At 70.3% G+C, this 22,157-nt stretch carries 25 protein-coding genes; 13 read left to right on the top strand and 12 right to left on the bottom strand.

Going from position 1 to position 22,157, the window contains the following annotated elements; all coding sequences use genetic code 11:
• Nucleotides 1–305 precede the first annotated feature (305 nt).
• From V7D28_RS05430 to V7D28_RS15310, 4 genes are all read left to right on the top strand, one after another.
• Nucleotides 306–938 carry a beta/gamma crystallin-related protein gene (locus tag V7D28_RS05430; RefSeq protein ID WP_333586347.1) on the top strand — a complete coding sequence of 211 codons (633 nt, stop codon included), beginning with the start codon at nucleotides 306–308 and terminating at the stop codon, nucleotides 936–938.
• A 123-nt stretch (nucleotides 939–1,061) separates the two neighbouring features.
• A complete protein-coding gene (locus V7D28_RS05425) occupies nucleotides 1,062–1,283 on the top strand; it encodes a hypothetical protein (RefSeq protein ID WP_333586346.1) in 222 nt (73 codons plus the stop codon).
• A 201-nt stretch (nucleotides 1,284–1,484) separates the two neighbouring features.
• On the top strand, nucleotides 1,485–4,214 hold the full coding sequence (locus V7D28_RS05420) for a polar localization protein TipN (protein ID WP_333586345.1): 2,730 nt from the start codon (nucleotides 1,485–1,487) through the stop codon (nucleotides 4,212–4,214).
• Nucleotides 4,215–4,371: 157 nt separating this feature from the next.
• A complete protein-coding gene (locus V7D28_RS15310) occupies nucleotides 4,372–4,626 on the top strand; it encodes a BrnA antitoxin family protein (RefSeq protein WP_442957896.1) in 255 nt (84 codons plus the stop codon).
• 86 nt (nucleotides 4,627–4,712) lie between these two features.
• On the opposite strand, the gene V7D28_RS05415 is transcribed toward V7D28_RS15310, so the two are convergent.
• Nucleotides 4,713–5,297 carry a TetR/AcrR family transcriptional regulator gene (locus V7D28_RS05415; RefSeq protein WP_333586344.1) on the bottom strand — a complete coding sequence of 195 codons (585 nt, stop codon included), beginning with the start codon at nucleotides 5,295–5,297 and terminating at the stop codon, nucleotides 4,713–4,715.
• Between the two features lie 109 nt (nucleotides 5,298–5,406).
• On the opposite strand from V7D28_RS05415, the gene V7D28_RS05410 reads away from it, so the two are divergent.
• Nucleotides 5,407–5,829, top strand: coding sequence for a PaaI family thioesterase (locus tag V7D28_RS05410; protein WP_333586343.1), 423 nt, complete (start codon nucleotides 5,407–5,409; stop codon nucleotides 5,827–5,829).
• Between the two features lie 51 nt (nucleotides 5,830–5,880).
• On the opposite strand, the gene mazF is transcribed toward V7D28_RS05410, so the two are convergent.
• The 3 genes from mazF to V7D28_RS05395 form a co-directional block, all read right to left on the bottom strand.
• Entirely contained in the window at nucleotides 5,881–6,213 is a 333-nt protein-coding gene (mazF, locus tag V7D28_RS05405) for an endoribonuclease MazF (protein ID WP_333586342.1), read from the bottom strand.
• Nucleotides 6,210–6,452: an AbrB/MazE/SpoVT family DNA-binding domain-containing protein gene (locus V7D28_RS05400; RefSeq protein ID WP_333586341.1), complete on the bottom strand. Its 243-nt coding sequence runs from the start codon at nucleotides 6,450–6,452 to the stop codon at nucleotides 6,210–6,212. Before V7D28_RS05400 ends, mazF begins: the two co-directional genes overlap by 4 nt.
• 131 nt (nucleotides 6,453–6,583) lie before the next feature.
• Nucleotides 6,584–6,919 carry a YbjQ family protein gene (locus V7D28_RS05395; protein ID WP_333586340.1) on the bottom strand — a complete coding sequence of 112 codons (336 nt, stop codon included), beginning with the start codon at nucleotides 6,917–6,919 and terminating at the stop codon, nucleotides 6,584–6,586.
• 162 nt (nucleotides 6,920–7,081) lie between these two features.
• On the opposite strand from V7D28_RS05395, the gene V7D28_RS05390 reads away from it, so the two are divergent.
• The 5 genes from V7D28_RS05390 to V7D28_RS05370 all read left to right on the top strand — a co-directional run bounded on the left by V7D28_RS05390 (nucleotide 7,082) and on the right by V7D28_RS05370 (nucleotide 10,585).
• Entirely contained in the window at nucleotides 7,082–7,552 is a 471-nt protein-coding gene (locus V7D28_RS05390) for a DUF4112 domain-containing protein (protein ID WP_333586339.1), read from the top strand.
• 47 nt (nucleotides 7,553–7,599) lie between these two features.
• A complete protein-coding gene (locus V7D28_RS05385; protein WP_333586338.1) occupies nucleotides 7,600–8,025 on the top strand; it encodes a DUF4112 domain-containing protein in 426 nt (141 codons plus the stop codon).
• A gap of 86 nt (nucleotides 8,026–8,111) precedes the next feature.
• Complete coding sequence (locus V7D28_RS05380; RefSeq protein ID WP_333586337.1) at nucleotides 8,112–9,383, top strand: SulP family inorganic anion transporter; 1,272 nt, start codon at nucleotides 8,112–8,114, stop codon at nucleotides 9,381–9,383.
• Nucleotides 9,384–9,473: 90 nt separating this feature from the next.
• Nucleotides 9,474–10,166 carry a SatD family protein gene (locus V7D28_RS05375; protein ID WP_333586336.1) on the top strand — a complete coding sequence of 231 codons (693 nt, stop codon included), beginning with the start codon at nucleotides 9,474–9,476 and terminating at the stop codon, nucleotides 10,164–10,166.
• Entirely contained in the window at nucleotides 10,163–10,585 is a 423-nt protein-coding gene (locus tag V7D28_RS05370; RefSeq protein WP_333586335.1) for a hypothetical protein, read from the top strand. Before V7D28_RS05375 ends, V7D28_RS05370 begins: the two co-directional genes overlap by 4 nt.
• Before the next feature lie 4 nt (nucleotides 10,586–10,589).
• Here the strand turns inward: V7D28_RS05370 and scpA are convergent, their stop codons facing one another.
• Together scpA and V7D28_RS05360 are read right to left on the bottom strand one after the other, a co-directional pair.
• Nucleotides 10,590–12,755, bottom strand: a complete 2,166-nt coding sequence (gene scpA / locus V7D28_RS05365; protein WP_333586334.1) for a methylmalonyl-CoA mutase — start codon at nucleotides 12,753–12,755, stop codon at nucleotides 10,590–10,592.
• The gene (locus V7D28_RS05360) at nucleotides 12,752–14,185 is read right to left on the bottom strand and encodes a methylmalonyl-CoA mutase family protein (protein ID WP_333586333.1); all 1,434 of its coding nucleotides are present in this window, start codon (nucleotides 14,183–14,185) and stop codon (nucleotides 12,752–12,754) included. Before V7D28_RS05360 ends, scpA begins: the two co-directional genes overlap by 4 nt.
• Nucleotides 14,186–14,312: 127 nt before the next feature.
• Here V7D28_RS05360 and V7D28_RS05355 point away from each other — a divergent pair, with 127 nt between their 5' ends.
• Together V7D28_RS05355 and V7D28_RS05350 are read left to right on the top strand one after the other, a co-directional pair.
• On the top strand, nucleotides 14,313–15,611 hold the full coding sequence (locus V7D28_RS05355) for a mechanosensitive ion channel (protein WP_333586332.1): 1,299 nt from the start codon (nucleotides 14,313–14,315) through the stop codon (nucleotides 15,609–15,611).
• Nucleotides 15,612–15,731: 120 nt separating this feature from the next.
• Nucleotides 15,732–16,736 carry an NAD(P)H-dependent flavin oxidoreductase gene (locus V7D28_RS05350; RefSeq protein WP_333586331.1) on the top strand — a complete coding sequence of 335 codons (1,005 nt, stop codon included), beginning with the start codon at nucleotides 15,732–15,734 and terminating at the stop codon, nucleotides 16,734–16,736.
• Between the two features lie 135 nt (nucleotides 16,737–16,871).
• Here the strand turns inward: V7D28_RS05350 and V7D28_RS05345 are convergent, their stop codons facing one another.
• From V7D28_RS05345 to V7D28_RS05320, 6 genes are all read right to left on the bottom strand, one after another.
• A complete protein-coding gene (locus tag V7D28_RS05345; RefSeq protein ID WP_333586330.1) occupies nucleotides 16,872–17,654 on the bottom strand; it encodes an SIMPL domain-containing protein in 783 nt (260 codons plus the stop codon).
• Between the two features lie 245 nt (nucleotides 17,655–17,899).
• Nucleotides 17,900–18,328, bottom strand: coding sequence for a type II toxin-antitoxin system VapC family toxin (locus V7D28_RS05340; protein ID WP_333586329.1), 429 nt, complete (start codon nucleotides 18,326–18,328; stop codon nucleotides 17,900–17,902).
• Entirely contained in the window at nucleotides 18,325–18,567 is a 243-nt protein-coding gene (locus V7D28_RS05335) for a type II toxin-antitoxin system Phd/YefM family antitoxin (RefSeq protein WP_333586328.1), read from the bottom strand. The genes V7D28_RS05340 and V7D28_RS05335 overlap by 4 nt, the downstream gene beginning before the upstream one ends.
• A gap of 62 nt (nucleotides 18,568–18,629) precedes the next feature.
• On the bottom strand, nucleotides 18,630–19,433 hold the full coding sequence (locus tag V7D28_RS05330) for an ABC transporter permease (protein ID WP_333586327.1): 804 nt from the start codon (nucleotides 19,431–19,433) through the stop codon (nucleotides 18,630–18,632).
• A 3-nt stretch (nucleotides 19,434–19,436) separates the two neighbouring features.
• A complete protein-coding gene (locus tag V7D28_RS05325) occupies nucleotides 19,437–20,270 on the bottom strand; it encodes an ABC transporter permease (RefSeq protein WP_333586326.1) in 834 nt (277 codons plus the stop codon).
• A 5-nt stretch (nucleotides 20,271–20,275) separates the two neighbouring features.
• Nucleotides 20,276–21,202, bottom strand: coding sequence for an ABC transporter ATP-binding protein (locus tag V7D28_RS05320; RefSeq protein ID WP_442957897.1), 927 nt, complete (start codon nucleotides 21,200–21,202; stop codon nucleotides 20,276–20,278).
• Nucleotides 21,203–21,461: 259 nt separating this feature from the next.
• Between V7D28_RS05320 and V7D28_RS05315 the strand changes: the two genes are divergently transcribed.
• A complete protein-coding gene (locus V7D28_RS05315) occupies nucleotides 21,462–22,049 on the top strand; it encodes a fasciclin domain-containing protein (RefSeq protein ID WP_333586324.1) in 588 nt (195 codons plus the stop codon).
• Nucleotides 22,050–22,157 lie beyond the last annotated feature (108 nt).

Below are 22,157 nucleotides of genomic sequence, written 5' to 3'. Positions count from 1 at the left end.
GTCACACTCGCCGCCATCGTCCTATGGCTGCGTTAAGTGTCCACAGCTCCTAGGGTGTCGCGATAGAAGCCCAGACCGCGCGCGCGGTCGGCGACCTGAATGAATATGACAGCCTGTCCTAAAACGACGCCCATCCCCGCCTCCGCTTAGGTTGCGAGCCAGTATGCGCTCGCCGCGCGCCGTCGCAAAGCGCCGTTCGATGAGGGCCGCGCTGCTACCGGCGACTTTTCCGGTCTCGGACCATCCACATCGCCGACGAATGCTCTAGGTTGCAGGCCGAGGGATGTTGCTGAGGGGTTTTCCGGATGAAGACGATGCTTGCCGCGGCTGCGGCGATCCTGGCCGTGACCGCGGGCGCGGCCGTGGCCCAGAACTATGGGGGCGGGCGCCAGCCCTCGGCGGTGCTCTACGACCAGCCCAACTTCCAGGGGCGCCAGACCACCATCTACGGCTTCGCCACCAACCTGCCGCGGGACTTCAACGACAAGGCCATGAGCGGTCGCTTCCAGGGGCGCTGGCGCATCTGCGAGGATTCCGACTATCGGGGCCGCTGCCAGGATGTGAACGGCGACGTGCCCAACATGAACACCCTGGGCATGGGGGAGCGGATCACCTCGCTCCAGGCCTATGCGGGCGGCGGCGGCTTTGGCCCGCCTCCCAGCGGCGGCGGCTGGCGGCCGGGCGGCGGGGGCTGGAGCGGTCCCAACCAGTACCGGCCCACCGAGGGCGTCCGCTCGGTCTTCTTCCCCTATCCGACCTATGACGGCTACGACATCGCCGCCGGTTCGGACTCGGCTAACGCCTTCTGCCGGTCCCAGGGCCTGGGGAGCGCGGCCTATCATGACTCCAGCCAGCGCGCGCAGCAGGCGGTGGACGGGGCCGGGCGCTATACCGGGCCCACCAACGTCCTGCGCGACGTGGTCTGCCGAAGGTACTAGGCGCAGGCCCTCAGTGACACGGCGTTGGATGAACGAAGTTTCATCTTCCGCCGTGTTGCGGCCGGGCCGAGGCTGGCCGATAAGCGTGACCAAAGAGTCGTATCGGTGACGGGAGAGGATCCGATGCAATCCCTGACAGAGATCGTGGCCACCGTGGTGATGCACTCCACCGCGGCGGCCTATTCGCATTTCGGCGTGGTGATCGAACCACAGCAGCTGGAGCGCCCGGCTGCGGTGGAGCGCAAGGTCGCGCGCACCCGGCCGGCGCCCATGGTCCATGGGGTGGCCACGACAGGCGCGCCCTGTCCGGATTCTGCGCCCACGAGCTTCGTGGCGCGGGTCTAGAGCGCCGCAGACCGGCCGACTGCCCGTCTGCCCGATGGGGGAGGAGCAGGGCCAATCGTCACGCCCCGGCGGGAAATGCCGCCGACAGCCTTTGCGGTTCGTCCGATCAGCGATAATCGTTGCGTTATGAGGCGCGCGGACCGAACCTTGGTCCCTCAGAGGCGCGCGCGGGGCGTGTTGGCCGCTTGTGCAGGGCCGTAGATGAAGATCAGGAACCGGCGCCAGCCGTTTGATTTCCGAAACCTCGGCGACGGCCCGCAGGAGGGCGCGCACGAGGCTGCGGCCGAGACGTCACCCGACACCGGGGTCGAGCCGGACGAGGCGCAGGCCCCCTCGGCGCTGGACCTGCCGCCCGATGATGATCTCGATCTGGCCGAGGCGCCGGGCGAGCCCGCGGCAGGCTCCGACCCGCTGAGGCTTGGCGGCGAACTGGCGGGGGATGACGCCATCCGATTGGCCGACCCGGCCTCCAAAGGCCATGTGACCGCCCCCCGCGGCGAGGTGGCGACCACGGCCAGCCTGGACGAGATGCGCGCCGCGCGCGAAGCCCGCAAGGCCCACGCCGCGCCCCCGGCCTGGCCCGTCTATGGCGGCGCTGCGGCGCTGTCGGCCCTGTGGGCGCTGGCCCCCATCGCCTATGCCTGGGGCTATCGCGGGGAGGTGGTGCCCTTCCAGAACGACGTCTTCGCCCTGGGGGTCTTCGCCCTCCTGGCCATCGCGCCGGCGGTGCTGGTCTGGGTGGCCGCCTATGCGGTGCGCGAGGGGCAGAAGCTGGCGGCCGAGGCCCGGCGCGCCCAGGCCATGGCCGACGAGATGCTGACGCCCGCCCTGCTGGCCGCCGGTCGGGCGGGAGACGTGGCCCAGGGGGTGCGCGAGGAGATCGTCCGCGCCGGCGAGGCCGCGCAGGAGGCGCGTGAGACCCTGCTGGCCCTGCGTGCGGCCCTGGCCGCCGAGACCGAGCAGCTGGTGGCCGCCGCCGCCAGCTCCGCCCGCACGGCCGAGGGCCTGACCCGGGCGCTATCGGATGAGCGCGGCCAGATGCAGGCGCTGGCCCAGGGTCTGGACGCCCAGTCCACCGCCGTCATCGACGCCATCACCCGCCAGGCACGCATGGTGGCTGAGGCCTCCGACCTGGCGGAAACGCAGTTGAGGGAGGCCGAGGCCTCGCTGGCCGCCCGCGCCGCCGATCTGGCCGCCGCCGCCGGGGAGACCAGCGATGTGGCCCGCGTGGCGGCCGAGGACCTCACCCGCCAGATCGCCCGGCTGGAGACCGCCGGCGCAGGCGTGGCCGAGCAGGTGGGCGCGGCCGAGACGGGGCTGTCCCAGCAGAGGGCGGCCCTGGTGGCCCTGGCGCATGGCTTGCGCGCCGACCAGGAATCCTTCGCCGCCGAGGCCGAGACCCACACGGCCAAGCTCTCGGAATTCCTGTCGGAGGCGCGGCTGTCGGCCGTGGAGATGGGCGACCGGGCCATGCGCGGGGCCCAGGTGCTGCGCGACCTCGTGGCCGAGGCCAGCGAGCAGTTCCGCGATCTGGCCGAGGCCGCCCACGGCGAACGGGACGCCTTCGGCCAGTCCATCCGCCAGTCCTGGGGCGAGCTGTCAGACATGGCCGCGGAGGAGCGGGCGCGTCTGGAGCGCGAGACCCGGGCGGCCATCACCGCCCTGCTGGACGCCGCAGAGGAGACCCGCGCGGCGGCCGAACGCCATGGCCAGGCCGCCCGCCAGCAGGTGGACCAGCTGTCCGAAGCCGCCTTCGCCGCCGGTCAGAAGGCCGACCAGGTGTTCGAAGGCCGCCTGGAGGAGGCGCGCGCCCTGATCGAGCGCTCCGCCAGCCTGGTGGATGAGGCCGGCGCCCTGACCGCCCGCAAGCTGGAGGCCGGCGCCGCCGCCGCCCGCCAGACCCTGCAGGATCTTCAGGACCTGTTCGCCGAGCTGGACGCCCGCACCGCCGAACTGCCCGCCAGCGCCGAGCGCCAGGCCCGGGCCGTGCGCGAGGCCGTGGCCGAGAACATCGAAGGTCTGCTCGACCAGGCCCGTCAGGCAGCGGAAGAGACCCAGGCCATCGACGCGGCCTTCCAGGAGCGCGTCAGCCGAAATTACGAGATGCTCAGCGAAGCGGTGCGTCTGATGGGCTCGGTGGCCACCACCGCCAGCCAGGGCCTGGCCACGGGCGCGGGCCTGCCGCCGACCCCGTCCCGGGAGCGCCGCCCCCTGGCGCGCGAGCCTGCGCCGCGCGAGACGAGCCGCGAGACGGGCTTGCGGCCGCCCACCTATCGCGAGCCGCCCCGGCGGGAGGAGCCGCGTTCGCCGCCTTCGCCCCTGGACGAGCCGCTGGAGCTGTCGGAGCGCGCGCCTCGGGAGGAGCGACGGCTGAGCGCCCAGGAGGCGGGCCTGCGTCCGCGCCTGCGCCTGACGCCCACGGCCACGGATGAGGAATTCTCCAACCTGTTCGAGGCCGCTGGCGGCCCGCCGGCCGCCGCCGAGCCCGAGGCGCCCGAGGAGGGCGACGGCCTGACCTGGAAGGACCTGCTGGCGTCCATCGACACCCCGCAGGCGAGAGCCCGGCCCACCGATGAGCGGCGGGAGGCGGCCCTGTTGGCCGACATCGTCGAGATGGGCATCGACCCCGGCGCGCTCCTGCCCCGCGGGCGGATCGAGGAGATCGGCGCCGCTGTCCAGACCGGCGACCTGGAAGGCGCCCGCCAGGTGGTCCGCCGGCTGGCCCCGGCCGCCACCCGCCGCCTGACCCGACGCCTCTTCACCGACGACGGGCTGAAGGCCGAGGCCGGCGCCTATCTGGCGCGCTATCGCGGCATGCTGGAAGAGGCGGTGGACCGCGACCAGGAAGGCTTCATGGTGGCCACCCTGCTGGCCTCCGACGCCGGCCGGGTCTTCCTGCTGCTGGACGCCGCGGCCGGCGACATGATGTGAGGCCCGCGGCGGGCTGAGGTCGCACTCTGACGCCGCGGTTGGTGTCGCCTGTTCGTGCTGGTGTTTACGAGGACCCATGGCGGCATTCGCGTCATCAGCTTCCGGAAGGCGAACAGGAGAGAGGCCAGGAAATATGCCCAAGTGACCCAATCCTGAGATGATCGACGCAGAGTCTCCGGAGCTTGATGACGCGTTCTTCGCGCGCGCTCGGCCAGCAGGCGAGGCCTTGGGCGCGGCCTTCATGCAAAGCGCCAGGCGGGCGCCTGGGCGGCCGAAGGCCGAGGAGCCTAAGGAGCCGGTGAGCATCCGGCTTCGGCCCGCGGTGCTCAGTCACCTACGTTCCACCGGGGCGGGCTGGCAAACCAGGGTTGATGAGGCCCTTGCGAAACTGATCGCCGAGGGGCGGCTGTAGGTCTTCCCGGGAAACCCCGCGCGCCGTCGAGCCCCCCGCGCGGCGGCGCCAAACCTCAAGTGAAGCCGGCGCTTCCAAGGCGGCGCTCAAGGTGACGGGGCGGCGGCCAGATAGGCGCGGGACAGGCGGACGACTTCGTCTTCGAAGGCCGGGTCGGTCAGGAGGTCTCCGTCCTCCAGCACCGCGGCGCGCAGAACCCCATGCAGGCTTCGGGTCAGGACGAAGGCGCGAAGGGGCGTGAGGCCTTCGTCGAGGGTGCAGAGCGCGCGGGCCAAGGCTGTGTAGCGCCCGGCCAGGGCCTCGGGCGGGGCGTGGGCGAACCAGTGGGCCATGGCGATCCTGCGGGCCTGCCTGCGGCCGGCGAAGGCGCCGATGAAGGCGCGGATCAAGGCCCGGTCCAGCGCCATGTCCGCCGGCCTGGCGGCCAGCAGGCGCTGAATCTCCTCGCCGTGAAGATGGCTCTCCCGATCGGCCAGGGCGAGCATCAGCGCCTGCTTGTCGGGGAAATAGCGATAGAGGGTCCCGATGCTGACACCCGCCCGCTCGGCCACGGCGTTGGTGTTGAATCCCACCTCGCCGCGCAGCTCCAGAAGCTGAGCCGCAGCTTCGAGAATTGTGTCGACTGTGACCTGGGCGCGATCCTGGAGAGGCGGCTTTCGCAACATTTCCATGGGTTTATCAGATCTCCCCGCGCCGGGCGGCCGCAAGTCCTAAGCCGAGTAAGGCCCGAGCGCCGTCCACACTAGCCTGAGCCGAGCCATCTGAAGCCAGGAGAGCATCATGGGTTGGGCGAAAGCGCGCCTTGAAGAGATTGTGTCGGGGCAGGGCCCGACGCCCCCCATCGTCGAGCAGTTGAAGCTCGGCCTGCTGGACGCCTGGGGAGAGGGCTGGATCGAAAAGACCTGGCGGCCTGATCCAGCGCTCGCCACCGCCGACGGGTCTCTGTTCGGAGGTTACATCGCAGCCCTCGCCGATCAGGCCCTGGCCTTTGCGGCGATGACGGTGGTTCCCGACGACCGCACCTATCGAACCACCCAGCTCAATGTGTCCTATTATCGCGTGGGCCGCGATGCGCCGGTCTTCATCCGCGCCGAAGTCATCGCCCACACAAGACAGCTGATCAGCGTTCGCGCCCGCTTCATCCAGGCGGAGGACCGATTGATCGCCGAAGCCAGCGCCCAGCAGATCCTCCTGCCGGCCTGAGGATGAGTCTCTATGCCCCGCGGCCGGCCCGCGGCGACGGTTCCCAAGCCCTCAGGTTCCGATCAGCGCGCTGATCTTTCCTTGGACTTCGGCGACCACCTCGGGCGGCGCCTTCGCCTTTCGTGTGGCGTGGCGCGCACGCCAGTCGAGGCTCTTGATCTGGTCGGCCAACACCGCGCTTGGCGGATCCTCGGTGACCACGACCTCGAACGGATAGCCCTTGATCCGCGATGTCATCGGACAACAGATCAACATGCCCCTGGCCGCGTTGTAGCGGGCTGGCGACAGCACCAGGGCGAGACGATGCCCGGCTTGCTCGTGGCCCGCCTGCGGATCGAACTGGAGCCAGACGATGTCGCCACGATCGGGAACATAGCGGCTCACCAAGCCTCCTCACCCACGGGGCCGCCGAAGTCGATGTCCTCCGGAAAGGTGTCGGGGGTCAACTTCGCCAGCATGTCGTCGAGATCGTAGCTGGCGGCTGCGACCGGCTCGATGATCACCCGCCCGCCCTCTTCTCGCACATCGACGGCTTGATCGATGCGGAGCGCCGCGGCTTCCATCACCGGCGCCGGGATGCGGACCGAGGCGCTATTGCCCCACTTCTTGACATGAACGCGCATGGCGAACCCCGTGTATCGACATTCGCGATACATAGGTTGCGGTTGCTCTCTGTAAAGGGAAGCGGGGACGCGCGCGGAGGAGGCTGAGCCCATTCAGGGCTGCGAGGTGGAGGCGGGTCCTGACAAGGTTTCTAAAGCACCACCGCCGAGCCGTTGACCGCCACCATGAGCATCTGACCATTGGGGCCGATGGCGTGGTAGTCCAGGTCGACGCCGATCACGGCGTTGGCTCCGATCTCGCGAGCCTCCCGGGCCAGGCCCTCCAGGGCGTCGGCCCGCGCCCTCGCCAGCACCCGCTCATAGCTTTTGGATCGCCCGCCGAAGAAGTCGCGCAGGGCGGCCATGAGGTCGAGAACCACATTGGCGCCCAGGATCGCCTGGGACGACACCATGCCCAGGTGCTGTCGCACGGGACGGCCTTCGATGAAGTCGGTGGTGACGATCAGGATGTCGGGTTCGCGGGCCATGGGGGAGTCATAAGGTTAATCTGTGTCGCCTGCGATGCGGAATCGCGCGCCGGGCGAGGGCGGCGCCGGGGCTTGGCCCCCATTGCGCGAAAAGGCGTCGTCATCTCTTCAAGCTTGACCGTGCATGGTTCACAGTGGCGCTTCTCGCCGCCGGGGGGCCGCATGATCTTCGCCCGATCACACATTGATCTGCACAACATCCGCGCCAGCATCGAGCGGACCAAGCGGCTGTCGGACAATGTCATCAAGATCGGCCCCGTGGGGGTCGGCCTGGACGGCCTGCTGACCTGGATCCCCTGGGCCGGCGGGCTCTACAGCTTCGGCGCCGGGTTGGTCCTCTTGCTGGACGGGCTGCGGGCGCGGTGCGCGCCCATGGTGCTGCTGGAGGCGGCGATGGTGCTGCTGGCCGATCTGGCCATCGGCATCGCCCCGGTGCCGGGGGGGCTGGGCAAGCTCGCCGACATGCTCTTCTCCGGCCACAAATGGGCGGCCGACCTGATGCTCAAGCACATGGAAGAGACCATCTATTTCGAAGGCGCCCGCAAGGATGTGACCTCGACTCCGGAGTACCGGGAGATCCTGGCCCGCATCAAGGAGGGCAAGGAGCGCCGCCGGGTGGTGTTCCTGGGATGAGGTTCCCGTCCGGCGGAGCTTGTGAAGCGAAGAGGCGTTAGGCGCTCATGGCGGTCTCCAAGGAAAGCGCGCATGAAGCCTGGCGGGCGGCGGAGCGGATCAAGCGCCTGTCGGATCGGCTGGTGGGCGTCGGCCCGTTTGGCCTGGGCCTGGACGGCATACTGGCCTGGGCGCCGGTGGCCGGCACGGTCTACAGCGTGGGCGCCGGCGCGCTGTTGCTGTTCCAGGGTCTGAAGGCCGGCGCCTCCATCGTCACCCTGGGACGCATGGCCGCCTATCTGGCCGTGGACTCCGCCAGTTCCACTGTGCCCATCGTCGGCTGGACGGTGGACACCCTGTTCCCCGGTCACCTGATGGCGGCCAAGGCCCTGCAGAAGGATATCGAGGCCCGCCACGGCCCGTCGGTCCTGCCCGACAGCTGGGACCGCCGTCGGCGGCGGGAGGCCAAGGGTCGCGGGCGTGTAAAGATCTGACATCAGGTCTGATTGGCGCAGCCGGCGGGCGAGCCGCTATAGGGCGGGAGACGACGGCCGCCCTGCCGCCCTGACCCCAAAACGCCATGACGGACCTGCCTAAGGCGCCGGACCTCTATCAGCCCAAGCTCCTGACCCTGCTGCGGGCGGGTTATGGGCCCAGCGACCTGCGGGCCGATGCGGTGGCCGGCCTGACGGTGGCCATCGTCGCCCTGCCGCTGTCCATGGCCATCGCCATCGCCTCGGGGGTGGGGCCGGAGCGGGGGCTCTATACGGCCATCATCGGCGGCTTCCTCGTGTCGGCCTTGGGCGGCAGCCGCTTTCAGATCGGCGGCCCCGCGGGCGCCTTCATCGTCCTGGTGGCCGCCACGGTGCAGGCCCATGGGGTGGAGGGGCTGGTGCTGGCCACCTTCCTTTCGGGCCTGATGTTGACGGTGGGCGGAGCCTTGCGCCTGGGCGCCCTGGTGCGCCTGATCCCCGCCCCCATCACCGTCGGCTTCACCGCCGGCATCGCCGCGGTGATCCTGGCCAGCCAGGTCACAGCCTTCCTGGGGCTCTCCCTGGCCGGGCCGGAGCCGGCGGCCTTCGGACCCAAGCTCGCCGCCCTGGCCTCAGCCCTGCCCACGGCCACCCCGACGGCCGCCCTGGTGGCGTCCGGGGTCGTGGCCTTGATCCTGGCGATCCGCCGCTGGCGCCCGGCCTGGCCGGCCCTGCTCATCGCGGTGACGGCGGCGTCGGTCCTGACCTATGCCCTGGCCTTGCCGGTGGCCACCATCGGCTCGCAGTTCGGGGCCATTCCCCGCGGTCTGCCGAGCCCGCACCTGCCGGACCTGGCCCTGGCCAAGGTGGCCGCTGTCCTGCCCGCGGCCCTGGCCTTCACCCTGCTGGGGGCCATCGAGAGCCTGCTCTCGGCGGTGGTGGCCGACGGCATGACCGGGCGGCGGCACCGGTCGAACATGGAGCTGGTGGCCCAGGGAATCGCCAATATGGGCGCGGCCCTCGTCGGCGGCCTGCCGGTGACCGGGACCATCGCGCGAACCGCCACCAATGTGCGCGCCGGCGCCCGCACTCCGGTGGCCGGCATGCTGCACGCCCTCTATCTGTTGGGCTTCATGGTGGTCGCGGCCCCCTTGGCGGCCTATGTCCCCCTGGCGGCCCTGGCCGGGCTGCTGGCCGTGGTGGCCTGGAACATGGTGGAGAAGGCCGAGATCGCCCACCTGGCGCGGGCCGACCGAGCCGGCTTCGCCGTCATGGGCGTCACCCTGATCCTCACCCTGGCCCACGACCTGATCGCCGGCATCGCCGCCGGCTGCGCCCTGGCCGCGACCCTGGCGCTGGCGCGCCGGCGATGGGGTTAGGGGACGGAATTCGCCCTTTTTTGGGATATCTCTCGGAGGTAGCCCTGATTTGGGCTACCATCCGATCCTGTCCCGTTATAGGCTGGCGCCATGGCCGCGGCCCTTGAGACCCTGTTGGACGCCTTGCCCCGCGTGACCCATGCGGTGGTGATGGGCGATCTGGTGTCCAGCGAGCGCGCGACCCATATCGACGCCCTGCACCAGCGGTTCAACATCGTCGTGAGCGAGGCGAACCAGCGTCATGCGCGGGCCATCGTCTCCCCCCTGACCATCACGCTGGGCGACGAGTTCCAGGGGCTCTGCGATACGCTGGAGGGCGGACTTGCGCTTATCCGTGACCTTCGCGCAGCTCTGCTCGTTTCGGGATTGGAGTGTCGCTTCGTCCTCGGGGTCGCACGTCTGCAGACGCCCGTGAACCGAATAGCGGCCTGGAACATGATGGGCCCGGGGCTGGCTGACGCGCGACGCCGCCTGGACGACAAGCGTGACCCCAACGCCTACCGGTTCGAACTGTTGGCCGAGCCGGAACTTCAGGGCCTCTTGGAGGCGGTGGGCGCCAGCCTGACCGAGATTGAGGCCGGCTGGACGCCAAGGCAGCAAGAGGTGGTCCTGGCGTCGCAGGTGGAGACGGCCGTCTCGCTCGCACAACGCTTAGGCATGTCGGTGCAGACCCTCTACAAGATCCGTCGAGCGGGCCGGTTCGATCTCTATACCCGGCAGTGGGCCGCGCTGGCGGCCATGGCCGGTCGCTTCGACCGGACTCTGGGCCTGGCGGCGGCATGAACGCCCCTTGGCTCCACAGCCTCTCGGCGTCGGCCGTGGCGCTGCTGCTGCTGACCTGGGGCGGCAACCTCGCCTGCCAGCTTCTCCTGAGGTGGAGCGGCCTGCGCGCCGCGCGCAGCGCGGATGAGACGGCCGAGGACAGATCGACGAAGACGCCGCGCGCGGGCCGGGTGATCGGCCATCTGGAGCGGCTGGCCATCGCCGGGGGCCTTCTCGCAGGCGCTTGGGAGGTGCTGGTCGCCGTGGTGGCGCTGAAGAGCGTGGCCCGCTTCAAGGACCTGGAGGAGAAGCTGAACGCTGAATATTTCCTCGTCGGCTCACTCTTCAGCGTGCTCTGGGCCGTGCTCGTCACCCTGGCCTGGCGCGCCTACGACAGCCGGCTGGGGCTTGATTTCGCCGGCCGGCTGAACGGCTTCTGACCGCTCACCCCGGCGCCGCGTTCAGCTGGGCGTAGCCGAGTTCCTCGTTCATCCGTTCGAGCACCTCGATGGCGCTTTCTGGGATGACTGTGCCCGGCGGGAAGATGGCTGCGACGCCCATGTCGCGCAGGGCCTGGAAGTCCTCCGGCGGGATGACGCCGCCGACGATCACCAGGATGTCTGGACGGCCCAGACGGGCGAGCTCGGTCTTCAGTTCGGGCACCAGGGTCAGGTGACCGGCGGCCAGCGAACTGGCGCCCACCACATGGACATTCTCCGCCACCGCCTGGGCGGCGGCCTCGGCCGGGGTCTGGAAGAGGTCGCCGATCTCCACCTGGAAGCCCAGGTCGGAGAAGGCCGAGGCCACCACCTTCTGGCCGCGGTCGTGGCCGTCCTGGCCCATCTTGGCGATCATCACCTTGGGCGCGCGGCCGTCGGCGGCGGTGAAGGCCTCCACCATCTGGCGGGCGCGGGCCGCCGCCGGGGTCTGGCCGGCCTCGCGAAGATAGACCCCGCGCACGGCGTCGGCGGCGGCCTTGTGCCGGCCGAAGACCTTTTCCAGGGCGTCGCTGATCTCCCCCACCGTGGCCTTGGCGCGGGCGGCGTCAACCGACAGGGCCAGCAGGTTGCCGTTCCCGGCCGCGCCGTGGGTGAGCGCGGTCAGGGCCGCCTCCACCGCGCGAGGGTCGCGTTCGGCCCTCAGGCGGGCGAGCTTCTCCGCCTGGCGCTGACGGACGGCGGAATTGTCCACCTTGAGCACGGGGATCTCGTCCACCCCCCGGGGCTTGTAGCGATTGACCCCCACCACGCTCTGCTGGCCGGAGTCGATGCGCGCCTGGGTGCGGGCGCTGGCCTCCTCGATGCGGCGCTTGGGCAGGCCGTCCTCGATGGCGCGGGCCATGCCGCCCAGGGCCTCCACCTCGGCGATGTGCTCCAGGGCGCGGGCGGCGAGGTCGGCGGTGAGGCGCTCCACATAGTAGGAGCCGCCCCAGGGGTCGATGACCCGGGTCTGGCCGCTCTCCAGCTGCAGGAAGAGCTGGGTGTTGCGGGCGATGCGGGCGGAGAAGTCGGTGGGAAGGGCGAGCGCCTCGTCCAGGGAGTTGGTGTGCAGGCTCTGGGTCTGCCCCCCCGTGGCGGCCATGGCCTCCACGCAGGTGCGCGCGACATTGTTGAAGACGTCCTGGGCCGCCAGGCTCCAGCCGCTGGTCTGGGTGTGGGCGCGCAGCGAGAGCGAGCGGGAGTCCTTGGGATCGAAATGGGCCTTCATCAGCTCGGCCCAGAGCAGGCGGCCGGCGCGCTGCTTGGCGATCTCCATGAAGGCGTTCATGCCCGCATTCCAGAAGAAGGACAGGCGCGGGGCGAACTTGTCGACGCTCATGCCCGCCGCGACGCCAGCGCGGACATATTCGATCCCGTCGGCCAGGGTATAGGCCAGTTCCAGGTCCAGCGTCGCCCCGGCCTCCTGGATGTGATAGCCGGAGATGGAGATCGAGTTGAACCTCGGCATCTCCGTTGAAGTATATGAAAAGATGTCGGAAATGATCCGCATCGAAGGGGCGGGCGGATAGATGTAGGTGTTCCGGACCAGGAACTCCTTGAGGATGTCGTTCTGGATGGTGCCCGACAGCTTGGCCGTCGGCACGCCCTGTTCCTCCGCCGCCACGATGTAGAGAGCCATGACCGGCAGAACCGCGCCATTCATGGTCATGGAGACGCTCATCTCGTCCAGCGGGATGCCGTCGAACAGGGTGCGCATGTCCAGAATGGAGTCGATGGCCACCCCGGCCATGCCGACATCGCCGGGCACGCGCGGGTGGTCGGAATCATAGCCCCGGTGGGTGGCCAGGTCGAAGGCCACCGACAGACCCTTCTGACCGGCGGCCAGGTTGCGCCGGTAGAAGGCGTTGGAATCCTCGGCCGTGGAGAAGCCCGCATACTGGCGGATGGTCCACGGATTGGTGGCGTACATGGTCGGATAGGGCCCCCGCAGGAAGGGAGCCAGGCCTGGATAGCTGTCCAGGCCGCTCAGGTCCTGCAGATCGGCGGGCCCATAGGCCGGGCGCACGGCGATCCCCTCGGGCGTAGTCCAGGGGTCTCCCGCAGGCGCGGCGGCGGCGGCGGCGGCCGGGCCGTCAAAGGCGACGGCGGTGAAGTCGGGAAAGGCGCTCATTGGGCGGCCTCGCTCTCAAACGGCTCGGCGATGCGGAGGGGCGAAAGCGGCGGGCAGCGGCCGTCCGGTCCGGGTAGGCGCGGGGAGGGGGCGTCCACCGGGGCGGCTTCGGCGGTCTCCAGCTCCACCGGCTCATCCTTGGCGGGGGGAAAGGCGGTGACGCCGACGATCTTCGGCGGACCCGCCGCCGCGCGGGCGGTCCGCGCGCTCTCCACCTCGGCGGCCACGTGGCCGCTGGTGAGGGCCGTGACGACGCCGCCCATGCCCTCGATCACCTGGAAGGCCGACCAGGCGGCCCGGGCGATCTGATCGCTCAGGGCCTCCACATAGCCGGCGCCGGCCGCAGGGTCGGCCACCCGGCCGATGTGGGCCTCCTCCATCAGGACGAGCTGGGTGTTGCGGCTCTGGCGGCGGGCGAGGTCGGCCGGATGGCCCAGGGGGTCGGTGAAGCAGCCCAGGACGACGGCGTCGGCGCCGCCCACGGCCGCCCCGAAGCCCGCGGCGGTCAGGCGCAGCATGTTGGTCCAGGGATCGCGTCGGGTGAGCATCCGGGCCGAGGAACGGGCCTCGATCCGCGCCGGAACCGTGACCCCGCAGGCCTGCGTCATCCGCCCCCAGGCCAGGCGGGCGGCCCGCAGCTTGGCGATGGTCAGGAAGTAGTCGGCCTCGGCGGCCAGGCCCAGGGTGATGCGGCCGAAGGCCTCCTCCAGGGCGAGCCCCGCCCGCACCAGGGCCTTGGCGTAGGCCAGGGCGGCGGCCAGGGCGAAGGCCAACTCGAAGGATTCGCCCGCGCCTGCCTCGTGGGACACCTGGCCTGAGGCCAGGAAGAGCTGAGCCTTGGGATAGGCCTGGGCCAGGCGGGCGCCGGCGCCGGCGGCGGCGAACAGATGCGCTTCGATGGGGCCGGGGCTCTCGCCCGCGCGGGCGAAGGCGCTGAGCGGGTCCAGGTGGAACTGCAGCAGGGCGCCCGGGGACGCCTTGGCCGCGGCGCTCAGCCAGTCGGCGGCGGCCACCCCCAGGAATCCGGCGTCCAGGGCCACAGGCGCAGCCTCGAGGATCACCCCGTCCAGCAGGGCGGCCAGGGCCTCAGGCGATCCCACCGCCGCGCCGGTTTCACCGGTCGGATCCAGCCGCAGCAGGATCGAGGCCGCCCCGCCCTCGAGCGCTTCGAACACTTGGGCGCGGGCGGCGGCGGCTTGCGGATGGCGCACCTCCACCCGCACGTCCCAGGCGCGCTCGGCGTCGAAGGGCCGGGTGGGCGCGGGCGGCCAGGGGCCGGTCTCATAGAGGGGGGCGATAGCCAACCCCTCCACCGTCTGGGAGGCGAGGCCTTCCATGGGCTTGTCGCCCAGAGTCTTGGCCACCAGGGCGCGCCAGTCCTCAGCGGACGCCGGCGCGAAGGTCACGGAGAGAGCATCGGTCTGAACCATCGCCCCTGTGATGAGCCGCCGTCCGCGCCAGCGTCAAGGGCGCCGCGACGGCGCCCTGATCCAGTTTCTGGGAACGGCCAAGCCAGGCGGTTTGTTGTCCCAGGGTCAAACTGCACTGGGGAGTCGCATGGACAACATTCACCTATATCGCGCCGGGGATCTGCTGGCCTTCTGGGGGCCACGGATACTGGCGGCGCTGCTGATCATCGTGGTGGCGCATTTCGTCGCCAAGGCCGTCCAGTGGGGCATGGCCAAGCTGATCGACCGGTTTCCGGGCGCGGCCAGCCACAATCGCGAGCGTCCGCCCAAGGAGACCCTGGGCTATCAGCTGGGTCAGCTGGGCTACTGGCTGGTGCTGCTCATCGGCGTGATCGCCGCCCTCAGCGTCCTGCAGCTCACCGGCGTGGTCGGTCCGCTCAACGCCCTGACCATGGGCGTGCTGGCCTATGTGCCGAACCTGATCGGCGCCGCCGTCATCTTCTTCGTGGGCCTGGTGGTGGCCACTCTGGCGCGGCGCGTGGTGGAGGCCGCGCTCGGCGCCGCCCGGGTCGATCTGTGGCTGGAGCGCGCCGGTCTCGGACGCCTGACCGGGGCGGCGAACCTGGGCCGCACCGCGGGCCTGCTGGTCTTCGTCCTGATCATCATCCCGGTGACCATCGCGGCTCTGGAGCAGCTGGGCATCGCCGCCATCTCCGCCCCGGCCGTGGCCGTGCTGGCCGTGGTGCTGGACGCCATTCCGCGGGTGCTGGCCGCGGCCATCGTCCTGGCCATCGCCTTCGTCATCGGCCGGTGGGTGGCGAGCCTGGTGGAGCAGATCCTGCCCTCCCTCGGCTTCGACCGCAGCCTCCAGGGCCTGTGGTCGGTGGGTCAGGCTTCTCCCACGGCGGCGTCCTCCATTCCCCCGGCCATGCCGCCGGCGGGGCCGGCGGTTGATCCGCTGGCGCCGGCCGCTCCGCCCATGGGCCTGACGCCGTCCAAGGTGGTCGCCCGCCTGGTGCTTGCGGCCATCATGCTGTTCTCGGCCATCGAGGCCGCGCGGCTGCTCTCCTTCCTGGCCATCGCCCATATGCTGGAAGAGGTGGTGCGCCTGGGCGCCCAGGTCCTGTTCGGCGGGGTGATCATCACCATCGGCGTGCTGCTGGGCAACTTCCTGGCCCGGATGATCGACCGCTCCACCGGCGGGGCCGGCGGCTTCGCCGCGACCATCGTGCGCTGGGCCACCATCGCCCTGGCCACCGCCATGGGTCTGCGCTTCATGGGCATCGCCGATGAGATCGTGATCCTGGCCTTCGGCCTGATCCTGGGCTCGGCGGCGGTGGCCGCGGCCATCGCCTTCGGCTTCGGCGGACGGGAAACCGCCCACCGCCTGCTGGAACGCTGGACCCGCAAGGCCGAGCGTGAGGCGGGCGGTCCGCCGCCCGTCTAGGACGGCGACAAGCACGACAGGAACAGACCCTCCCCCGGCAGCGGGGGAGGGTTCTTGCTTGGTCGACGACTTTGCGCTTACAACGTAAACAACAATCGCGCGCCCAAGAAGGAATCGCCCATGGCCCTGCCGCCCATCCTCCGTGACCGCCTGCGCCTGCCGGTGATCGCCTCGCCGCTGTTCATCATCTCCAATCCCGACCTGGTGATCGCCCAGTGCAAGGCCGGCATCGTCGGCTCCTTCCCGGCGCTGAACGCCCGGCCGGCCAGCCAGCTGGACGAATGGCTTGCCCAGATCACCGAGGAACTGGCCGACTGGGACGCCAAGAACCCTGACCGGCCCTCGGCGCCCTTCGCCGTCAACCAAATCGTGCACAAGACCAACGACCGGCTGGAGCACGATGTGGAGATGGCGGCCAAGTACAAGGTTCCGATCATCATCACCTCGCTGGGGGCGCGGGAGGATGTGAACCAGGCGGTGCACGCCTATGGCGGCATCATCATGCACGACATCATCAATGACCGCTTCGCCCGCAAGGCGGTGGAGAAAGGCGCCGACGGCCTGATCCCTGTGGCGGCCGGGGCCGGCGGCCATGCCGGGGCGCTGTCGCCCTTCGCCCTGATCCAGGAACTGCGCACCTGGTTCGACGGCCCCATCGCGCTCTCGGGCGCCATCGCCAATGGCGCGGCCATCCTGGGCGCCCAGGCCATGGGGGCGGACCTGGCCTATATCGGCTCGGCCTTCATCGCGACCAAGGAGGCCAACGCCGCCCAGGGCTACAAGGACATGATCGTCGACAGCTCCGGCGAGGACATCGTCTATTCGAACCTCTTCACCGGGGTGCACGGCAACTATCTGCGGCCTTCCATCATCGCCGCGGGGCTCGACCCCGACAATCTGCCGGAAGCCGACCCGTCCAAGATGAACTTCGGCTCTGGCGGCAACACCAAGGCCAAGGCCTGGAAGGACATCTGGGGCTGCGGCCAGGGCATCGGCGCCATCGACGAGATCCTGGGCGCCGGCGAACTGGTGGCGAGGCTCGCCGAGGAATATGAGGCGGCCAAGGCCGCCCTGGCGGAGAAGACCTCCTTCACCGCCGGTCGCGTGCTGATGGCGGCGGAGTAGATCGAGGGGTCACCAAGAAGCGCACGAAGGACACGAAGGGGCCGCGCCCGGCGCAGCGCCTTCGTGGTCCGGGTGGGCTGGGTGATCGAGTCTCGACCGGCGGCCCCGCCGCCCGAGACGGTTGGGCGCTCGCCTTCAGCGCTCCAGGGCGAACTGGACAGACAGGGTGACGCCCACGGCCACCTCTCCGGACTGAACAGGCGGCGGCGGTGGAGGCGGCGCCATCTGCGCGCCAACGCGGCCGCCGGTCACCACGATGGACTGCAGGTCCCGCTGCAGCGGGTAGTATCCGCCCCCCTCGCTGATGGTCAGCAGGCGGGCTGTGCGAAACCCGGACTCACGGGCATAGAGCTCCGCGCGGGCGCGAGCCTTGCGCAGGGCGTCGGCGCGGGCCTCATCGGCCGCCGCGTCCGGCTGCTCGACGCTGAAATAGGGGCCGTCCACCTGGTTGGCGCCGGCTGAAACCAGGGCGTCCATCAGTCGGCCCATCTCTCCCACCCGCCGCAGCTTCACGCTGACCGTGTTGCGCGCCTCATAGCCGATGATGGTCGGCGGCCGGGGAACCGCCGGCTCAGCCGCGCCGTCGCGGGGCGGCGGAGGGTAGTGGTAGGTGGGCTGGAGGCTGAGCGTGGATGTCTGGATGTCGCGTTCGGCGACGCCGGCGCTGCGCAGGGCGGCGACCACGGCGTTCATCTGCGCGGTATTGGCGCTCATGGCGGCGGCAGCCGTGGCGCCCTGAGCCACGACCCCTGCGTTGAACATGACGAGGTCGGGCGTCCGATCAGAGCGCCCCTCGGTCGTGATGTTGACCAAGGGCGTGTCGGGCGACAAGCCGCGCGCATGGGGCGGCGCGGGCGTCTGCGCCGCAGCGCCGGTGGCGACGAGGGCGGCGAGGGCGGTGGTGGCGAGCAGCTTCATGTTGATCCTCCTGCCGGCCCCAAACGCGCCGCCGGGGCGGAGGTTGTCGGCGAGGACGAGGTGGCCCTGGCGCTGTGTCTTGGTGGCCTTTGGGCGCCTTGTGGTGAAATCCGGCTGAGCCTGACGGCGCGGGCTCACATTCCCTGCATCATGCCCGCCCTGGTGGCGAGCATCCCGGCCCTTGGCGGGCGCGAGCGTTTCGAGCGAGTCCGGTCACAGAACCGGGAATGACGGAGGGGGAGGCCTCAGGCCAGAAGCTTGGTGGGAACGCCGAGCTCTGGCCCGGCCTGGGCCAGGCGGCGGTCCAGGGTGTGGACCATGGCGCCGGAGTCTGAAGCCAAGGCCAGATGAAGGGCGTCGCCGGCGCGGAGGCCGAGCTGGTGCTGGTCCACGAACCGCGCGGCCGTCTGGAATTGTGCGCTCGTCACCGGCAGCAGGATGAAGCTGTCGGCGACCAGCTGGCGGAATAGGGCCAGGGATGCTGCGCGCTGATCGAGGTCGATCTGGCCAGTCCGCAGCTTGATCGACAGGGCGGAGGAAACCTCTGTCACCGTCCAGTCGCTGATCAGCAGTTCATCGGGGCTCTGTTCGGCGAGCCAGGCCTGCGCCCGCGGCGTTGCGGCCTCATTGGACAGAGCCGCGATGATCACCGACGTATCGATATAGGCGTTCAATAGCGCTCGCCGTCGCGCAGGGTGCGGACGAGGTCGGCGGCGTCCTGGGGGGCTGGGGGCAGGGTACGGGTCAGCGCCTGGAGCGCGGCCAGATCGATCGCCTTGCGGGCACGATCGGTGGTCGTCAGCCGGGCGACACGCTTGCCGCGGCGGGTGATCTCGATGGACTCGCCAGCCTCCACCCGGTCCACCAACTCGCTGAGATGGGCTTTCGCCTCAGCCAGACTCACGGCGCTCATCGTTTTCTCCTGACCATCTAGATGGTCATATAGTCGAAAACACCCTTCCGCGCCAGAAGGTCTCAACTCCCCGTCGAGGTGTAGCGGGCGATGCCGGCGCGCCAGGCGAGGAAGCTGGCGCCCAGGAAGGCGAAGCCCATGACCGGCGCCAGCGGCAGCCACCAGCCGGGCGCCCCGAGGGGGTCGGGCTGACCGAGGATGGCCAGCACGGGATAATAGGCCACGCAGCCTAAGGGCACGACGAAGATCAGGAAGTTGCGGAACCAGCCGGCATAGAGGCTGAGCGGGAATTGGGCGGCCTGGATGCCGCCATAGGTCAGGACGTTGAACACCTCCAGGCTCTCGGTGGTCCAGAAGGCGAAGCTGGCCTGCAGCACCAAGAGGCCGGTGAACAGGGCCACGCCCCCCAGGATCGTCCAGGTCAGCAGCAGGACCTTGTCCGGGGTCCACTGCACGCCCACGACAGCGGCCCCCACGAACAGGACGAGCAGGGCCTGGGCCAGGCGGCCGAAGCGGCTGAGACGGAACTCGTAGCCGATGAGCTGCAGGGTGGGCGACCTGGGCCGCAGGAGGATGCGGTCGAAGGCGCCGGTCTTGACGAACTCGGTCCCGAAGACGTCGAAGCCCCGGGTGATGAAGTCAGCCAGGGCGAAGCTGGTGGAGACCACGCCGTAGAAGACGGCGATGTGGCCCAGCCCCCACCCCTGGACCTGGCCGAAGCGGTCGAAGAGCGCCCAGGCCGCCAGCATGTCGATGATGGTGGTGGCGAAGGCGCCGATGGCCAGCATGATCGCCGAGGCGGGATAGACCAGCTGGCTGCGGATCGAGATCTCGAAATAGCGGCAGAGCAGGCGCAGATCGTTCATGGCTCAGCCTCCCTGGACTTCCAGGCGACGCATGACGCGGGCCAGCCCCCACCGGCCGACCGCCACCAGCACCACCGTCCAGAAGGCCTGGAGGCCGAGGCCCGCCCAGGCGCTGCCGCCCGTCAGCCCCCCGACATAGAGGCGCAACGGAATGTCCATCATGCCGGCGAAAGGCTGGATCAGCAGGGCGGTCTGGGCCCAGTCGGGATAGAGGGCCAGCGGCAGCAGATTACCCGAAAAGACGATGATCATGGCGTTGAACAGCACATTGACCCCGCGATCGGTGAGGGTGGCGGCCACCACCACATTGACGATCATCAGGAAGGCGCTGGAAAGCGCCAGGGCCAGGACGAGGGAGGCGGCGAAGAAGGCGCTCGCCGCCAGGCTCTCCGGCGGCTTCCAGGCCCAGTCCGAAAGGCCGATCACGGGCAGGACGAGGCCCGCGGCCAGGAACATCAGGGCCGCGCGGGGCACGGCGCGGGAGGCCATCCAGGCACCGCCGCGCACATACCAGAGACTGTAGGTGTCCACCGGCCGCAGCCGGTCATGGGCCACCGCGCCGGTGCGCACGGCCAGGGCCACCTCGGGATCGGCGCTCCAGGGCGTGATGGCCAGCAGGGCCTGGGCGAGCCAGGTGTAGGTGATCACCTGGACCAGGGTGAGCGGCGAGGCCGCCGCGGCGGCCGGCGCCGCGGCGAAGAAGGCCGCGTAGATCATCACCTTGATGCCGCCCCACCAGCACTGGGTGGCGAAACCCGCCAGGGCCGCGGCGCGGTACTGCAGCATCAGCAGGAAGCGGCTGGAGAAGGCCGCGGCATAGGGGCGGGCGGCGTCCATCGGCGTCAGGCCTCTCCGGCGCCGTGCAGGTCGTAGAAGCGGGCGATGACCTCTTCGATGGCCGGCTGCTCCACATGGATGTCCACCACGGCGTGCTCGGCGGCGATCGCCGCGATCAGCGCCGGGGCCGGAGTCCGGGCGGGATCGAAGGCCAGCTCCAGCGACGCGCCGGCGCGGCTGCGCACGACCACCCCCTCCAGGGCGAGGTCGGGCGCGTCGTGGGCGAAGTCGATGAACAGGCGCCGTTCGGCCAGGACGCCGGCGCGCAGCGCCTCGAACGGGCTATCGGCCAGGACCTGGCCGTTACCGATGACGATGACCCGCTGGGCCAGGGCCTCGATGTCGTGCATGTCGTGGGTGGTCAGCAGGACGGTGACGCCGCGCTCGCGGTTCAGCCGGCGGATCACCTCGCGGACGGCGAGCTTGGAGGGCGCGTCCAGGCCGATGGTGGGCTCGTCGAGAAAGAGCACCGAGGGCTCATGCAGCAGGGCCGCGGCGATCTCGGCGCGCATGCGCTGGCCAAGCGACAGCTGGCGCACCGGCTGGTCGAGAATCCGCTCCAGACGGAGCAGGGCGATCAGTTCGTCGCGGGTGGTGCGGTAGCGCGCCGGCGCCACGCGGTAGATGTCGGCCAGGAGGTCGAAGCCCTCGGCCACCGGCAGGTCCCACCACAGCTGGGTGCGCTGGCCGAACACCACGCCGATCTGGCCCACATGGGCGATGCGATCCTCGAAGGGCACGCGGCCATTGACCTCCACGTGACCGGAGTCGGGTTTCAGGATGCCCGAGAGGATCTTGATGGTGGTGGACTTGCCCGCCCCATTGGGGCCGATGAAGCCCAGCAGTTCGCCGGCCTCCAGGCTGAAGCTCACCCCCTTGAGGGCGTCCACCGTGCGGTGGCGGCGATGAAACAGGCCCTTGACCGCGCCCATGAGGCCGGGATCGCGCTCGGCGACGCGATAGGTCTTGGCCAGGTCCTGAACCAGGATCTGCGGCATGGGCGGACGCCCGTGATGAAGTTGAGAAAGGCGCGGACCCTAGGTCGCCGACCCTCAGTGCGCAACCGACAAGGACGCAGCCTGTGGTGGCTATCCGGAAATTCGACCGATCGGGTGCGTCCCGATGTCGCGCGGCTGCGTAGCTTCGAGGTCGCCGCACCCCCCAGGCGACGCCAATCGAGGGACGAACCCCATGACCGATCTGAAATCCACCGTCATCGCCGGCGCCTCCGCCGTGGCGCTCTCGCTGGGCCTGGCGGCCTGCGGCCAGGCGCAGGAGACTCCGCCGCCCGCCGAGGCGCAAGCCATGGCCGCCCCGGCTCCGGCCGCGGAAACCAACATTGTCCAGGGGGCCCAGGCCTCGCCCGACCACACCACCCTGGTGGCCGCCGTCCAGGCTGCGGGCCTGACCGAGACTCTCTCGGGCCCCGGTCCGTTCACGGTCTTCGCGCCGACCAACGCGGCCTTCGAAAAGCTGCCCGCGGGCACGGTGGACGGCCTGCTGCAGCCGACCGCCCGTGACCAGCTGACAGCCATCCTGACCTATCATGTGGTGCCGGGCGAGCTGAAGGCCGCCGACGTCCTGGCCGCCATCGAGGCGGGCGGCGGCACGGCCACGCTGACCACCGTCCAAGGCGGCGAACTGCGCGCCTCGGTGGTCAATGGCGCGGTGCAGCTCACCGACGCCCAGGGCAATACCTCGCTGGTGACGGCCACCGATCTCGACCAGTCCAACGGCGTGATCCATGTGATCGACACCGTGATCATGCCGGCCGCCTGAGCAGCCGCGTCAGCTCTCTGACGGCGAAGGGCCTCCCGCCAGCCGGCGAGGGGCCCTTTTTCCTGGACGGGCGGCGCGGGTCCCCTATTCCGCCGGGCGGGGGGCGAC

Source organism: Phenylobacterium sp. (assembly GCF_036723115.1).
GTDB lineage: Bacteria > Pseudomonadota > Alphaproteobacteria > Caulobacterales > Caulobacteraceae > Phenylobacterium.
Note: the sequence above shows the minus strand (reverse complement) of the source record. Positions and strands in the feature narration are given on the sequence as shown.

Bases quoted from the DNA above. Each gene is read 5' to 3' on its own strand.
- V7D28_RS05410 (WP_333586343.1), top strand. From the start codon at position 5,407: ATGGGTTGGGCGAAAGCGCGCCTTGAAGAGATTGTGTCGGGGCAGGGC.
- V7D28_RS05355 (WP_333586332.1), top strand. From the start codon at position 14,313: ATGGACAACATTCACCTATATCGCGCCGGGGATCTGCTGGCCTTCTGG.
- V7D28_RS05315 (WP_333586324.1), top strand. From the start codon at position 21,462: ATGACCGATCTGAAATCCACCGTCATCGCCGGCGCCTCCGCCGTGGCG.
- V7D28_RS05420 (WP_333586345.1), top strand. From the start codon at position 1,485: ATGAAGATCAGGAACCGGCGCCAGCCGTTTGATTTCCGAAACCTCGGC.
- V7D28_RS05395 (WP_333586340.1), bottom strand. From the start codon at position 6,919: ATGGCCCGCGAACCCGACATCCTGATCGTCACCACCGACTTCATCGAA.
- V7D28_RS05385 (WP_333586338.1), top strand. From the start codon at position 7,600: ATGGCGGTCTCCAAGGAAAGCGCGCATGAAGCCTGGCGGGCGGCGGAG.
- V7D28_RS05330 (WP_333586327.1), bottom strand. From the start codon at position 19,433: ATGAACGATCTGCGCCTGCTCTGCCGCTATTTCGAGATCTCGATCCGC.
- V7D28_RS15310 (WP_442957896.1), top strand. From the start codon at position 4,372: ATGATCGACGCAGAGTCTCCGGAGCTTGATGACGCGTTCTTCGCGCGC.
- scpA (WP_333586334.1), bottom strand. From the start codon at position 12,755: ATGAGCGCCTTTCCCGACTTCACCGCCGTCGCCTTTGACGGCCCGGCC.
- V7D28_RS05370 (WP_333586335.1), top strand. From the start codon at position 10,163: ATGAACGCCCCTTGGCTCCACAGCCTCTCGGCGTCGGCCGTGGCGCTG.
- V7D28_RS05390 (WP_333586339.1), top strand. From the start codon at position 7,082: ATGATCTTCGCCCGATCACACATTGATCTGCACAACATCCGCGCCAGC.
- V7D28_RS05350 (WP_333586331.1), top strand. From the start codon at position 15,732: ATGGCCCTGCCGCCCATCCTCCGTGACCGCCTGCGCCTGCCGGTGATC.
- V7D28_RS05325 (WP_333586326.1), bottom strand. From the start codon at position 20,270: ATGGACGCCGCCCGCCCCTATGCCGCGGCCTTCTCCAGCCGCTTCCTG.
- V7D28_RS05360 (WP_333586333.1), bottom strand. From the start codon at position 14,185: ATGGTTCAGACCGATGCTCTCTCCGTGACCTTCGCGCCGGCGTCCGCT.
- V7D28_RS05345 (WP_333586330.1), bottom strand. From the start codon at position 17,654: ATGAAGCTGCTCGCCACCACCGCCCTCGCCGCCCTCGTCGCCACCGGC.
- V7D28_RS05375 (WP_333586336.1), top strand. From the start codon at position 9,474: ATGGCCGCGGCCCTTGAGACCCTGTTGGACGCCTTGCCCCGCGTGACC.
- V7D28_RS05415 (WP_333586344.1), bottom strand. From the start codon at position 5,297: ATGGAAATGTTGCGAAAGCCGCCTCTCCAGGATCGCGCCCAGGTCACA.
- V7D28_RS05430 (WP_333586347.1), top strand. From the start codon at position 306: ATGAAGACGATGCTTGCCGCGGCTGCGGCGATCCTGGCCGTGACCGCG.
- V7D28_RS05335 (WP_333586328.1), bottom strand. From the start codon at position 18,567: ATGAGCGCCGTGAGTCTGGCTGAGGCGAAAGCCCATCTCAGCGAGTTG.
- V7D28_RS05380 (WP_333586337.1), top strand. From the start codon at position 8,112: ATGACGGACCTGCCTAAGGCGCCGGACCTCTATCAGCCCAAGCTCCTG.
- V7D28_RS05400 (WP_333586341.1), bottom strand. From the start codon at position 6,452: ATGCGCGTTCATGTCAAGAAGTGGGGCAATAGCGCCTCGGTCCGCATC.
- V7D28_RS05425 (WP_333586346.1), top strand. From the start codon at position 1,062: ATGCAATCCCTGACAGAGATCGTGGCCACCGTGGTGATGCACTCCACC.
- V7D28_RS05320 (WP_442957897.1), bottom strand. From the start codon at position 21,202: ATGGGCGCGGTCAAGGGCCTGTTTCATCGCCGCCACCGCACGGTGGAC.